The organism is Pseudoruegeria sp. HB172150, assembly GCF_013184805.1.
Lineage (GTDB): Bacteria > Pseudomonadota > Alphaproteobacteria > Rhodobacterales > Rhodobacteraceae > Psychromarinibacter.
Window position 1 is genome coordinate 1,396,007 of record NZ_JAATNG010000001.1, and the last position, 13,004, is coordinate 1,409,010.

A 13,004-nucleotide genomic window follows, 5' to 3' on the forward strand; every position below is an offset into this window, starting at 1 on the left:
CTCAGTTCGCACCGGCCATGCCGAGGCGGATCCGTGGATCCACCCAGGCCAGCAGGATGTCGGAGATCAGGGTGCCCATCATCGTCAGGAAACCCATGAACAGGATCAGTGCGCCGGCAAGGTACATGTCTTGCGAGAGCAGGGCGCGCAGCAGGATCGGCGATAGCGTCGGCAGGTTCAGCACGATGGCGGTGACGAAAGAGGACGAGATCACGGTCGGCAGGACCCAGCCCACAACCGAAATCAGCGGGTTCATCGCGACACGGGCGGGATAGCGCAGGATGACCTTCGATTTCTTCAGGCCCTTGGCGCGGGCAGTCAGAACGTAGGGCTTGTTCAACTCGTCCAGCAGGTTGGCGCGCAGAACGCGGATCAGCTGTGCCGAGCCGGCGGTTGAGATTACCAGAACCGGGGCCCAGACATGGCTGCAGAAGTCGAGGAACTTGGCCAGCGACCAGTGCGCGTTCATGTACTCGGGAGAGTAGAGTCCGGTGATGGTCACACCGAACCAGACATAGCTAATGTACATCAGGACCAGCGCGAACAGGAAATTCGGCAGTGCGAGACCGAGGAAACCGATGATCGTCGCGAAGTAGTCACCGATGGAATACTGGTAAACGGCGGAATAGATGCCGATGGGGATGGCCACGGACCACATCACGATGACGGCCAGCATTTCGACTGCGAGAGAGTTGCCGATGCGCGAGGCGAAGATCTCGCTGACCGGGCGCTTCATTTCGAAGCTGAAGCCGAAGTCGCCGACAAGCATGCCCTTCAGCCAGGCCCAGTATTGAACAATCACCGGATCGTCGAGGCGATACTGGGCCCGCAGCGCATCGATGGTGGCTTGGTCGATGGATTCGCCCGAGCCCGAGATGCGGGCGATGTAGGAAGTGACAAAGTCGCCGGGCGGCAGCTGGATCACGACGAAGACAACGACGGACAGCGCGAGAAGCGTCAGGACGATCGCAACCAGGCGGCGCAAGATGTAAGCGGTCATGGCATCCTCATGAATGTCCGGGCCCCGCGGGGCGGGACCCGGTCACTGCTGTGTGGATCAGTCCTTGAAGAAGAACTGGGATGTCCCCATCGGGCCCGGCTGCGGGTAGATCCACGCGTAGGGCTGGGCTTCGGGAACGTTGCCGAGGTTGTTCTTCGCCACGGCATAGCCTTCGGCCGGGAGGACCGTACCGATCACCCAGAACTCATCCTGCGCGATGTCGATGATCTGGCTGAACAGCTCGGCCTGCTTTTCTGGATCGGCGCTGGCCTTCAGCTCGCGATAGAGCTCAATCTGCTTCTTGGCCGCATCCGAAGGCTCTTCGGCGCCCGCGCCTTCCGGGTTGATGAACCACTGCGCCCATTTGTAGGCAAAGGCGGATTCGTTGTTCATCGGGAAGTAGTAGCGCGGATCGAGGATCGCATCTCCAAGGCCGCCGTCGCCCCACCACATGTGGAGGTCGTGCTTGTTCGACTGGAACGTCTCGTAGACGAAGCTGCGTTCGACGTTGCGCTGATCGAGGTCGATGCCCAGATCGGACCAGTAACCGACGATGAGTTGCGCGATGTCGTTCAGCTCGACCTGATCGGACGGGGTGTAGAGCTGTATACGGATCGGGTTGCCGTTCTTGTCCAGCCGGATGCCGTCACCGTTGCGTTGATCCAGACCCATGGCGTCGAGCATCTCGTTCGCCTTGTCCGGATCGTACTCGGTGTACTGCTTGGCAAGCTCTTCGTTGTAGAACTCCGATTCCGGACGTGGCGCGGCCTGATAGGGCTCGCCTTGTCCGGCGTAGATCACGTCGACAATCTCCTGCCGGTCGATACCCATGGACAGGGCGGCGCGGAAGTCGTGGTTCTGGTAAAGCTCGCGCTTTGCCGGATCCTCGTGCGTCAGGTTGAACTGCAGCACGCCGGTGTTCATCCGCGCATCGATGGTCGATACGAGATGATAGTTCCCGGCTTCCTGGCCGTCGTAGATCACCGGCTTGTTCGTCACCGTCGCGAAATGGCGGTTGGAGAAGTCGACCTCGCCATTGATGACCTTGAGCAGGATGTCTTCGACGTTCTCACTCTGCACCATGGTAACGCGGTCGATATAGGGCAACTGCTGGCCCTCCGGGTCCACCTTGAAGAAGTAGGGGTTCCGTTCGAACTCGATCAGCTGGTTGATCCCGTCATAGGGCGTCAACTGCCGCCAGGCGTTCAGCGTCGGCCGCTTCTCGTCGGTGAAGTTGGTGAAGCAGACGCGCTCGATCGCCTGCGACCAGCTGTCGAAGCCGCGGTCCTTGGCGACCTGCTCGGCGTTCTCGTTATAGGTCGGCACGAATTGCGAGCAGTAGTGCTTGGGCGCCTGCACGAAGAAGGGGCCGTTCACGCTGGCGATCTGCTGCAACAAGAGCCCGTCAGGCTTTTCGAGCGTGATCTTGAAGGTCACGTCGTCGATGGCCTCGCCGGTCATGTTCGCCCAGTCGAAGCCCTGTGCCTTTTCGCCGCTGTAGTCGGGGTTCTTCATGATGTCGTTCAGCGCGAAGGCGAGGTCTTCGGCGGTGAAGGGTTCGCCATCCGACCACTTGTGCCCCTTGCGCAGGTGGAACGTGTACTCGGTCGCGTCCTCGTTCGCCTCGTAGCTTTCGGCGATGTTCGGCACTACCTTTGCCCAGTTGTAGTCGAAGGCGAGCAGCGGCTGGTAGGCGACAGTGCGGCGGATCCAGCCGTTGTCGAAGGTCCCTTTGAGCGCCGAGCGCCAGGTGCCGCCGTACTTGCCGACTTCTTCCAGCGGCTCAAGCACCAGCGGCGGTTCCGGCAACCGGTCGGCGAGCGGCGGCAGTTCGCCGGCATCGACCTGCGCCTGAAAGTCCGGCGCCTGGCTGTAGTCCTGTGCGATTGCAGTCTGTCCGCATGTCGCCGCCGTCAGCGCGGCGACAAGTACGGCCGTCTTTCCGACACTCATCTTGTGTCCTCCCTTTTGAAAACCCATCGTCTTCCTCCCTTGTGGGTCGCGAGCTCTGTTCTTCCCCGGTGTTACGCGGTCATGTGTGCCTTCCCCGTACAGAGGCGGCGAAGTGCGGCCATGTCGTCGGTGAACGCCGTCTTGGCATCGTTCTTGACGAATTCCAGAAAAGCGGTGCGTTGGTGCGGCCAGTGAGGGGCCGGGGACCAGGCAGCGAAGAGCGCATGCCAATCTCCCTCAGCTTCCGCCAACGGGCGCCTTTCGTCGTGCGGCCGCGCCGGCAGCCAGTGAAAGACGTGATAATAGCCCAGCCACGGCCCAAGCGTTTTCACCTCTTGCAACCAGGCATCTAGCCCGCGCCCCGGAACCGGCTGCCAATAACTGAACAGGTTCTGGTGATCGCATCGGCGGAACAGCTGTTCAGCATCTACCGCGTCTTCCGTGAGCGTGTTCCGGTGGTATTCGACGCTGACAGTGATCCCTGCGGACGCGGCGCGGTCCGCCATTTCCACCAGATCCCCGCAAACGAGATCCCGCGTCTTTGCATCCGCATCTTGCCCGGAAACGGTTCCTGCCCAGACCCGGATGTTCAATGCCCCAAGCGCCGATGCGGTGTCCAGCGCCGTCGCGAAATCTTCGAGCGCCTTGTCTTTTCCGGCCCGTACATAGGTGCCGTAGGACGGGCAGGCGATGCCGGCGTCTCGGCATTTATGTGCGACACTGTTGGCAGCGGCGGTATCGCCCGAGGGCACATGCACATCGCCGCCCCATTCGATCGCCTCGACGCCCTGATCCGCGGCCAGTGCGATGACCTCTTCCGGGGTCAGCGCGCGGAAAGTTACGGAACAAAGGCCGGGGCGAACCTGCGTGGTCATGCCACCCGCTCCCACGCATCCGCAGCGACCTCGTATTGCAAGGGTTCGTTGCGGGTGAAACGGCGAATTTCTTCGATGACCATTTCGGTCATCTCGGCAACTTCGGTGCCAAGAGAGCCCGCGATGTGCGGCGTCAGCAATACATTGGGCATGTCCCAGAGCGGCGAGTCGTCCGGCAGCGGTTCCGGATCGGTCACGTCGAGCATGGCGGACAGGCGGCCGTCCCGAATGGCGTCGATAAGTGCGCCCTGATCCACGATGGCGCCGCGCGCGGTGTTGATGAACAGGGCGCCATCCCGCATCCGGGTGAACTCGCGCGCGCCGAAGGATTTTTGTGTCGTTGGCAGCAGGGGCTGATGCAGCGACACCACGTCGCTTTCGGTCAGCAAGTTGTCCAGCGACGCCATCTCGACGCCCAATGCTTTTGCTTCCTGTGCAGGCACGAAGGGATCATGCAACAGGATCCGGAAGTTGTGCGGTTGTAGAAATTCGATCAGGTAGCGTCCGACACGCGACGCGCCCACGATGCCGATGGTCTTGTCGCGGTTGCCGATCAGCGAATGCAGCGGTTCCGAACGGACGCGGAGCTGCGAGCGCTTTTCCGAGTAAAGCCGAACCCAGTCGGGAACCCGTTTGTTGTGCAGCAGGATCACGGCGAGAACGTACTGCGCGACGGGCTTGGCATTCGCAGCGGCGGCGTGTGTGACCCGAACGCCCGACTGCATGACTTCAGGCGACACGATAGACTTCACCGAGCCGGCGAGATGGGCGATCAGCTTGAGACGCGGCATCGCCTCGCGAAGTTTCATGTCTACGGGCTTTGAGCCCCAGCCGGTTATGAGCAACTCTGTCCTGGCAAGTTCTTCGGCCGGAATTACAGCGTGCAGATCGGCAATCGGCTCGGAATTCAGGAGGTTGCAGCTCTGCTTCAGCGAGCTGAGGACATCGTCACGCAGATGTATGTCGTAGCCTGAGCGGCCAAGTTGAATAAGCGCGTTCAGCACACCTGCGCCTCCTCCCTTGAAGTCGAGTCAAGGATCACATTCGTGCAAAACCGCCGCCGGGTTCAATAGATTTTCCGCAAATATGCAAAAATTGCGTTCGAGTTGGCTCGATCAGGTGCTGCGTCTCACGACCAGCCTTGCGCCCAACTGGATCTGGCGCGGCGGCGCATCGAAATCGGCCTGCCGTTGCGTGGCCAGCCGCATTGCCTCGGCGCCGATCGCTTCCCAGTCGATATTCACCGTAGTAAGGGCCGGATCCGACATTTCGGCGACAGGGAGATCATCGAAGCCGACAACCGCAATATCGCGGGGAACGGAATAGCCGTGGGCCTTGAGGGCCTGCAGAGTTGCCAGGCCGACGAGATCATTCCCGCAAAAGATTGCAGAATAACCCTCTTCCAGGTGCCTGAGCCATTGCTTTGCCGTTCGAAAAACCGAATCTTCGTCCAGGTGATCCAGTTCGACGGTCTTTACGGCCGTATCGGCACCGCAGGCGAATTCCCGGAGCCCGAACGCGAATCCTTCGCTGCGCCGCCGCAGCGTCCAGCGCTGCTCGTGTGTGAGCTGAACGATCTTGTGATGGCCCTTTTCGGCGAGATGCCAGGCCGCAAGCCGGCCCCCAGAGAAATTCGCGGGCGAGACGGCGTCGACGATCATGTCGGGGTCAATTCCATTGACCAACACAATTGGCACATTGCGCGCGCGTATGGCTCTAAGAACAGCCGGTTCTGGATCGATGCCTAGGAATAGGAAACCTGCGCCCGGTTCGCTCAGGATGTGCTTGGGCAGGTTTCCTTCACCGTCCTGAAGAGCAAAAGTTACAGCAATTCCTGAAGATTCCGCGGTATTCCGGATGCCCGCCAATATAGAGTTGTAGACGAGGCTCAATCCGGTCGGGGTCCGCAACGGGCCAACGAAGAGAACGACCCGCGACAGCTCAGTGCCCCGGACCATGCCCGGAAGCTGAACTTTGTAACCCATTTCGCGCGCGATCGACATGACTTTTTCACGAACTGGTTCGCTGATGCCCGGCGCGCGCGAGAGTACCCGGGACACTGTCGATATCGAAACGCCCGACGCTTTGGCGATTTCCGACTGATTGACACGCTTCAATTCGTTGCCTTCCATGCGCTGTGCAATAATTGCACTCTTTGCACGAATGCCAATGCAAGTCACCCCGGGTTCTTTTTCCTTTCTGAAGGCGGTAAAGGGAGGCGCAATCGAGCTGTCGGTTGGCAGATTGGGTGCCGATCCCGTAACTTTGTCGCTCTTTTGCGGCGTGGTGCGCCTACGGTGTGCCATCTGTTGGCAGGGGTCAGAACCGAAACATCGCGAAGAATTGGGAGATTGAGTAAACCTTGAACGGCCGAAACGACTCAAATGCTGCGAGTGCTGCCCGGTTGTCCATTGCGCCCATGATGGACTGGACAGACCGGCATTGCCGCTACCTGCACCGGCTGATGAGCCGGCGCACGCTGCTCTATACCGAAATGGTGACGGCGCCGGCGCTGGTGCGGGGCGATGCACGGCATCTGCTGCGGTTCGATGCGGCGGAGCATCCGGTGGCGGTGCAGCTCGGCGGCTCGGAGCCAGCGGAACTGGCGCAGGCGTCCCGGATGGCGGCGGATGAGGGGTACGACGAGATCAACCTGAATGTCGGCTGCCCCTCGGATCGGGTACAGTCGGGCTGTTTCGGGGCGGTGCTGATGGAGCGGCCCGAGCTGGTCGGCGACTGCGTGGCGGCGATGATCGCGGCGCAGCCGGTGGAAGTGACGGTGAAGTGCCGGATCGGGGTCGACGATCAGGTGCCGGAGGAGGTGCTTCCGGCGTTCCTGAGCGTGGTGCGCGATGCGGGGGGCCGGCGGGTGGCGATCCATGCGCGGAAGGCCTGGCTGCAGGGGCTGAGCCCGAAGGAAAATCGCGAGGTGCCGCCGCTGAACTATGAGCTAGTGCATGCGATGAAGCGGGAGTTTCCGGAGCTGCATGTCTCGATCAACGGCGGTATCGGGTCGCTGGTAGAAGCGAAGACGCATCTGGATCAGGGGCTGGACGGGGCAATGATCGGGCGTGCCGCTTATCATACGCCGACGGATGTGCTGCTGGAGGCGGACCGCGTGATTTGGGGCGACATGCCGCCTTTGACTAGCGCAGAAGAGGCGGTGGAGGTGATGAAACCCTACATCTCGGCGCACCTCGCCGAGGGCGGGCGGCTGCAGCAGGTGACACGGCACATGCTTGGGCTTTTCTCTGGGCGGCCCGGGGCGCGCGGCTGGCGCCGGGTGCTGAGCGAAGGAGCGAACCGCCCAGGCGCCGGGCTGGAGCTGTTGGATACGGCGCTTGGACAGGTTGAGGGTGCCTCCCGCTCTGCAGCCTGATCGGGTCGCAGGCGGCTTTCTGTCATACCAGCTTCACACAATCGCGGTGTTCTGACCTCCGCTTACCCGGAAAGCAATGACGTTTCGGGTGCGCCACTTGCAGGTCGGCGGAGATGGCGCCGGCCGTTTGGGAAACTGGGGGATTTCATGACCAAACTACCAAAGGCCGCTACCGCGGCCGCACTCGTCCTGACTGCCGTTCAGGCGCAGGCGCAATGTTCGCCGACGAATCCGTCGGCTGGGCAGACAGTGACCTGCACAGGAGTTCATACAAGCGAGGTCGACGACGTCAGTGAGGGGATCATCGTCCGGCTGGACAATACGGCCAAGATCCTGCCCGGCGGGGATCGGGGGCTCGACCTATCGGGCGACGCCGTGGAAATCTACGTTGGTGAGGACACCTCCAGCACAGCGGAGATCACATCGACCGGAAACGATGCGATCCGGTTGGAAGGGCCGGATGGACTTATCATCAACTACGGGACAATCGACGGCGATGACGAAGCGATCCAGAGCCACGATTTCGATGGTTTGAAACTCTACAACTATGGCGATATCCTCGCCGGCGACGAGGGTGTCACCGGGGACGACGGCGTCGAGATCTACAACTATGCCGGCGCGACCATCAAGGCGATGGACGACGCGGTCAATCTTGGCCTCGGTGCCAAAATCGAGAACTGGGGCCTGATCGAGAACATTGGCCCGTCCGGACCCGCGCCGGATTTTCCGCAGGACGCGGTGGATATCGATTCCGGCACTATCACCAACTACGCCACGGGTATTATCCGGTCGACCTTTGACGCGGCCATCGACTTTGACGACGATGATGGCAGCGGCGCGACGATCACCAATTATGGCCTTATCACCGGCACCTACGGGATTGAGGTGGAGAAGGGCGGCGGCGCCGATCCGGCGAACACCTCGTCCCAGGCGGTCATCAATTTCGGTCGGATCGTCGGGACTGATGGCATTGCGGTGGACCTTGGCGCGGGCGAAGACTCGTTCCGCTGGATGGCCGGATCGACGGTGTACGGCGCCCTTGATCTTGGTGACGACGACGACCTCTTCGAGATCGACGGGCCAACATCCTTCGCGGACATGATCTTTGCCGATGGCGGGTTTGGTATTGATATCGTCAAATTTGGCGGCGTTACTCTTGCCGATTTCACCAGCGCGGTTTTGAGCGGTGACACAATGCTGCTGTCGCTGTTCGGCAATGGCTGGGACTTGAACCTGTCATTGACCGGTTGGGAGCTCTTCGATCTCGGGTCTCGTATCTATACTTCATCCGAACTGGTCGATGCCGTCAGTCCGGCGCCTGTGCCGCTTCCGGCGGCGGGCTGGGTGTTCCTGGGCGGGCTGGGCCTGTTGGCAGCGGTGCGGCGCCGTAGAGGCTGAGCCGAAAGACCGGGCAGATTTATATCGCCGCGCTGGAGCATCTCCCGCGCAGCGGTTTTCTATGGACCTCGGGGCGTCGATGCGGTTTGACGGAGCGACCGTCGCGAAGGAGACTGCCAATGCCAGAGACCGGGTTGCTGATCCAACTGCTGCTGATCCTGATGGCCATCGGGGCGCTCGCTGGGGTGCTGGCGGGACTTTTGGGCGTCGGCGGCGGGATCGTGCTGGTCGCAGCTTTCTATTACAGCTTCCAGGCACTGGGATATGACGGGCCGCAGCTGATGCAGATCTGTCTGGCGACGTCGCTGGCGACCATTATCGTGACCTCGGCGCGGTCGGTGCACGGACACAATAAGAAGGGTGCGGTGGACTGGCAGGTGTTGAAGACCTGGGCTCCGGGTATCGCCGTGGGCGCAGTGCTGGGCGTGCTGGTGGCGGCGAGCCTCAAGAACGATACCCTGCAGGCGATCTTCGGCGTGCTGGCGATTGTTGTATCGATGTATATGGCTTTCGGGCGTACCCATTGGCGGCTGGGCGAGCAGATGCCGACCGGTGGAGCGCGAGCGGCGTTCTCTCCGGCGGTGGGATTCCTGTCGGTGCTGATGGGGATCGGAGGCGGATCCTTTGGCGTGCCGCTGATGACGCTTTACGGGATGCCGATCCATAGGGCGGTTGCAACGGCGTCGGGTTTCGGGTTGCTGATCGCTGTTCCGTCTGTGGTGGGTTTCCTTTTCGTGAGCATCGACCCGGCTTTCCGGCCGCCTTGGACGTTGGGTGCGGTAAACCTGCCGGCGTTCTTGGTCGTGATCTGCATGACACTGCTGACCACGCCCGTGGGGGTGAAACTGGCGCACCGGATGAACCCTGCACCGTTGAAGCGGGTCTTTGCCGGATTCCTGTTCCTAGTGGCGCTAAACATGCTGCGTTCGGCGATCTGGGGATAAGATCGGAGCGATTATTTCGCTGCTTATGGGTGTAAACCTATGCCACAACCTTGTAGGGCGCTAAAACGCGTTTGGATGCGTTCGGCTGAAACTGAACCGGCAATTGACTTGGCCAAGTTTTCCTAGAGCCCGATCCCGGTGAAGCTCGATGGCTGGAATTTGCGCCTGTACGCGGCGGCCGTCATGCCGGCCTTGCGCTTGAACAGGCGACGGAAAGAGGCGGGGTCGTCGTAGCCGACCTCTAGTGCAATTTCGTCGATGGGTTGGCCTGTAGCTTCGAGCATCTGCTTGGCCTCTTCGACCCGAAGGGCCTGCACGTATTCGATCGGGCTGTAACCGGTAGCAGTGCGGAAGCGGCGGGCGAAGGTGCGCGGATTGAGCCTGGAGCGTTCGATCATCTCCATGACCGGGTTTGGGCTTTCGTAATTCTCGGCGATCCATTCCTGGCAGTCGGCGATGATGGCATCGTTGGGGGACACCTGACGCACCATCGCGGCATAGGGCAGCTGGCCCTCGTCGTGGTTCGACAGCAAAAATACCTTGGCGGCAGTGGATGCGTGACTGGCACCACAGTAGTGGGCGATGAGGTACAGCGCGAGATCCTGCCAGGCGGTCACGGCCGCGGCGGTGATGATGTTCTCGTCTTCCGCGCTACGGCAGACGGTCATGTGGTGGCGCAGCTTTACGCTTGGATAGTAGCGGCGGAAAAGCGCTTCGTAGGCCCAGTGGGCGGCGGCCTCGCGGCCGTCGAGCAGGCCTGCCTCGGCCAGGACAATGGAGCCCGAACAGACGCCGCAGCAAAGCGTGCCCCGGGCGTGGACCCGGCGCAGCCAGTCGGTTTCGGCGAGGTACCTTCCGGTCATCGGCACGTCGATCGGCGTGAACATGTCGCAGACGATGACGACATCGGGGTCGGGCAAGTCGTCGATCGCCTGGTGCGGTTCGATCATGATGTTGCCGATGCAGCGGAACGGCTTTGGATCGGCGGCGACGATGCGGACGTCGAGCAAACCCTCGCCCGGCTTGCCGACGGTAAGCTCGGGGAAGATCGCGCCGACGGAAAACAGCAGGTCGTACAGACCGTAGAGGATCGATGATGATGTCTCCGGCGATGTCAGAAGTGCGAAGACGGGTTTCCGGTCTTCTGCCATTTGCTCCCCCATGGCGATGAACTTGTCCATTTTGGCCTGTTTCTGCCGAGTTTGCCACTCACTGAATTAGGCGACGTCCGGCATAAGCCGCGCCATCTTGAATGAAAGGATAATATCATGACTTTGCAGAGCGAGGCATTGAAGGAAAAGGCTTTGAGTGTTGGGGCCGCGGAATTTGCCGCCCAGATTGCCGGGGAGGTGATCCTTCCTGGCGATCCGGAGTATGACACCGCGCGGGCTGTCTGGAACGCTATGATCGACAGGCGCCCGGCGCTGATCGTGCGCCCAGCGAATGCCGATGACGTTATCGCGGCTGTGAACCATGCCCGCGTGGCCGGAATGCCTATTTCGATCAAGGGTGGCGGTCACAACGTGGCGGGCCATGCGACCTGCAACGATGCGATGATGCTAGACATGTCGCTGATGAGGGGCGTCGAGGTCGACCCGGAGGCGCGCGTTGCGAAAGTGCAGGGCGGTGCCACCTGGGGCAATGTCGACGAGGCCACGCAGAAGCACGGGCTGGCGACGCCAGGCGGCCTGATCTCCGACACCGGAGTGGCCGGACTGACGCTGGCCGGCGGGATCGGCTGGCTGCGCAGCAAGCACGGGTTCTCCGCCGACAACGTGATGGCTTTTACTGTGGTGACGGCTAAGGGCTCTGTAGTGCGGGCGGCTATGGACAGCCATCCGGACCTTTACTGGGCGCTGCGCGGTGGCGGCGGGAACTTCGGCGTGGTCGTCGAGTTTGAATTCGCACTGCATCCTTGCGGGCCGACCGTGATGTTCGCGGCGCCGATCTATCCGATCACCGCAGGTGCGGGACCGATCCGTTTTTGGCGCGACTTCCTCGCCGACAAGCACGACTGCATGGGGTCGCTGGTGGAGTTCTCGACCATCCCGGAATCGGAGGACTTCCCGGAGAAGTACTGGGGTCTGCGGTGCTACACCATCGCGGCGCTCTGGGCCGGGGATGCGGACGAGGGGGAGCGCGTGATGCAGCCGCTGCGGGAGCAGGGTGAACTGGCCGCCGATTTCTCGGGGCAGATGGCCTATTGCGACGTGCAGAAGCTGTTCGACGAGCTGTTTCCGGCCGGGGATTTCCGCGCCTACTGGAAGTGCCACTATACGCCCGAAGTGTCTGATGCACTGATCGACGATGCGTTGCGGATTGCGGCGGAGGCGCCGTCGGATTCGACGCTGAGCTCGATCTGGAACATGGGCGCCGAGACGATGTCGGTGCCGTGGGACGAAACCGCGATCGACCGGCGCGGGATGGCGTGGATGTATTCGCTGGATTCGGCCTGGCAGGACCCGGCAGATGACGAGGTGAACATCTCGTTCACCCGGCGTGCCTGGGAAGAGACGCGGAAATACTCGACCGAGGGTCGGCTTTACCTGAACTTCGGCGGCCATGCCGAAGAGGGCGAGAAGCTGGTCCGCGAGGCCTATGGCGACAGCTATGCCAGGCTGAGCCGGGTGAAGGCGCAGTACGATCCGACCAACATATTCCGGTTCAACGGGAACGTGCTGCCGGCTTCGGACACCTGATCGTCAGGTTATTGTGAGAGTAGAGAAGGGGCCGGTCAATCCGGCCCCTTTTTTATTGCCCGGTGCCAGCCAGGCGGCCACGGCGGCCGCCGCGGCGAACCTGTAGCTGGCCTGTGCGACCCGGAAGATCATCCAGAACCTCGGATCGTTCTGCGTCGGACATCGAGGCCCAGCGGCTGATCTCGTCAATGCTTCGAAGGCAGCCGGTACAGATCCGTGCATGCGGATGGATCACGCAGATTCGCACGCAGGGGCTCTCCACTTGCCCGTGTCGGCGGTAGTCGTCCATTACTGCTCTTGCCTCAGGTGCCTCAGCCTATCGAGAACACCCTGCAGGATAAATCCGGCAGCAACATGGTCAATTACCTCTGCCCGGCGACGGCGCGAAGTGTCGGCTTCGAGCAACGCGCGTTCGGCGGCGACGGTGGACAGGCGTTCGTCCCAGAATGTGATGGGAAGGTCAGTCAGGCGTTCGAGGTTGCGTGCGAAGGCGCGGGTCGACTGACTGCGTGGGCCCTCGGTGCCGTCCATGTTGACGGGCAGGCCAAGGACGAGGCCGCCGAGGTTCCTATTCTCGATTATCTGGAGGAGGCGCGCGGCGTCCTCGGTGAATTTCTTCCGCTTGATAGTTTCGAGCGGCGTGGCGACCGACAGGAAGACGTCGGACACGGCGACGCCGATGGTCTTCGTACCGAGGTCTAGGCCGGCGATCGCGCGGGCCAAGGGCAGCGCGGCGGCGAAATCTGCCATGTCGGG

12 protein-coding genes are annotated in these 13,004 nt (G+C 61.7%); 4 read left to right on the top strand and 8 right to left on the bottom strand.

Annotated elements, in window-relative coordinates; genetic code table 11:
• Position 1: 1 nt before the first annotated feature.
• From HCO70_RS06750 to HCO70_RS06770, 5 genes are all read right to left on the bottom strand, one after another.
• Complete coding sequence (locus HCO70_RS06750) at positions 2-1,000, bottom strand: ABC transporter permease (protein WP_172294281.1); 999 nt, start codon at positions 998-1,000, stop codon at positions 2-4.
• Between the two features lie 57 nt (positions 1,001-1,057).
• Entirely contained in the window at positions 1,058-2,953 is a 1,896-nt protein-coding gene (locus tag HCO70_RS06755) for an ABC transporter substrate-binding protein (RefSeq protein WP_172294283.1), read from the bottom strand.
• Positions 2,954-3,024: 71 nt separating this feature from the next.
• Entirely contained in the window at positions 3,025-3,828 is an 804-nt protein-coding gene (locus tag HCO70_RS06760; protein ID WP_172294285.1) for a sugar phosphate isomerase/epimerase, read from the bottom strand.
• The gene (locus HCO70_RS06765; RefSeq protein WP_172294287.1) at positions 3,825-4,832 is read right to left on the bottom strand and encodes a hydroxyacid dehydrogenase; all 1,008 of its coding nucleotides are present in this window, start codon (positions 4,830-4,832) and stop codon (positions 3,825-3,827) included. The genes HCO70_RS06760 and HCO70_RS06765 overlap by 4 nt, the downstream gene beginning before the upstream one ends.
• Positions 4,833-4,943: 111 nt before the next feature.
• Positions 4,944-6,134: a LacI family DNA-binding transcriptional regulator gene (locus HCO70_RS06770; RefSeq protein WP_216665285.1), complete on the bottom strand. Its 1,191-nt coding sequence runs from the start codon at positions 6,132-6,134 to the stop codon at positions 4,944-4,946.
• 56 nt (positions 6,135-6,190) lie between these two features.
• On the opposite strand from HCO70_RS06770, the gene dusA reads away from it, so the two are divergent.
• The 3 genes from dusA to HCO70_RS06785 all read left to right on the top strand — a co-directional run bounded on the left by dusA (position 6,191) and on the right by HCO70_RS06785 (position 9,549).
• Positions 6,191-7,207: a tRNA dihydrouridine(20/20a) synthase DusA gene (gene dusA, locus HCO70_RS06775; RefSeq protein ID WP_256372954.1), complete on the top strand. Its 1,017-nt coding sequence runs from the start codon at positions 6,191-6,193 to the stop codon at positions 7,205-7,207.
• Between the two features lie 147 nt (positions 7,208-7,354).
• A complete protein-coding gene (locus HCO70_RS06780) occupies positions 7,355-8,605 on the top strand; it encodes a VPLPA-CTERM sorting domain-containing protein (RefSeq protein WP_172294293.1) in 1,251 nt (416 codons plus the stop codon).
• A 119-nt stretch (positions 8,606-8,724) separates the two neighbouring features.
• A complete protein-coding gene (locus HCO70_RS06785) occupies positions 8,725-9,549 on the top strand; it encodes a sulfite exporter TauE/SafE family protein (protein ID WP_172294295.1) in 825 nt (274 codons plus the stop codon).
• 122 nt (positions 9,550-9,671) lie between these two features.
• Here HCO70_RS06785 and HCO70_RS06790 read toward each other — a convergent pair whose 3' ends face one another.
• Entirely contained in the window at positions 9,672-10,730 is a 1,059-nt protein-coding gene (locus HCO70_RS06790; RefSeq protein ID WP_172294297.1) for a GlxA family transcriptional regulator, read from the bottom strand.
• A gap of 87 nt (positions 10,731-10,817) precedes the next feature.
• Between HCO70_RS06790 and HCO70_RS06795 the strand changes: the two genes are divergently transcribed.
• Positions 10,818-12,248: an FAD-binding oxidoreductase gene (locus HCO70_RS06795; RefSeq protein WP_172294299.1), complete on the top strand. Its 1,431-nt coding sequence runs from the start codon at positions 10,818-10,820 to the stop codon at positions 12,246-12,248.
• 52 nt (positions 12,249-12,300) lie between these two features.
• On the opposite strand, the gene HCO70_RS06800 is transcribed toward HCO70_RS06795, so the two are convergent.
• The gene (locus HCO70_RS06800) at positions 12,301-12,537 is read right to left on the bottom strand and encodes a DUF1289 domain-containing protein (RefSeq protein ID WP_172294301.1); all 237 of its coding nucleotides are present in this window, start codon (positions 12,535-12,537) and stop codon (positions 12,301-12,303) included.
• Positions 12,537-12,998: a Holliday junction resolvase RuvX gene (gene ruvX / locus HCO70_RS06805; protein ID WP_216665286.1), complete on the bottom strand. Its 462-nt coding sequence runs from the start codon at positions 12,996-12,998 to the stop codon at positions 12,537-12,539. The genes HCO70_RS06800 and ruvX overlap by 1 nt, the downstream gene beginning before the upstream one ends.
• Positions 12,999-13,004 lie beyond the last annotated feature (6 nt).

Bases quoted from the DNA above. Each gene is read 5' to 3' on its own strand.
- HCO70_RS06785 (WP_172294295.1), top strand. From the start codon at position 8,725: ATGCCAGAGACCGGGTTGCTGATCCAACTGCTGCTGATCCTGATGGCC.
- HCO70_RS06770 (WP_216665285.1), bottom strand. From the start codon at position 6,134: ATGGCACACCGTAGGCGCACCACGCCGCAAAAGAGCGACAAAGTTACG.
- HCO70_RS06750 (WP_172294281.1), bottom strand. From the start codon at position 1,000: ATGACCGCTTACATCTTGCGCCGCCTGGTTGCGATCGTCCTGACGCTT.
- HCO70_RS06755 (WP_172294283.1), bottom strand. From the start codon at position 2,953: ATGAGTGTCGGAAAGACGGCCGTACTTGTCGCCGCGCTGACGGCGGCG.
- HCO70_RS06760 (WP_172294285.1), bottom strand. From the start codon at position 3,828: ATGACCACGCAGGTTCGCCCCGGCCTTTGTTCCGTAACTTTCCGCGCG.
- HCO70_RS06790 (WP_172294297.1), bottom strand. From the start codon at position 10,730: ATGGACAAGTTCATCGCCATGGGGGAGCAAATGGCAGAAGACCGGAAA.
- HCO70_RS06795 (WP_172294299.1), top strand. From the start codon at position 10,818: ATGACTTTGCAGAGCGAGGCATTGAAGGAAAAGGCTTTGAGTGTTGGG.
- HCO70_RS06800 (WP_172294301.1), bottom strand. From the start codon at position 12,537: ATGGACGACTACCGCCGACACGGGCAAGTGGAGAGCCCCTGCGTGCGA.
- HCO70_RS06780 (WP_172294293.1), top strand. From the start codon at position 7,355: ATGACCAAACTACCAAAGGCCGCTACCGCGGCCGCACTCGTCCTGACT.
- ruvX (WP_216665286.1), bottom strand. From the start codon at position 12,998: ATGGCAGATTTCGCCGCCGCGCTGCCCTTGGCCCGCGCGATCGCCGGC.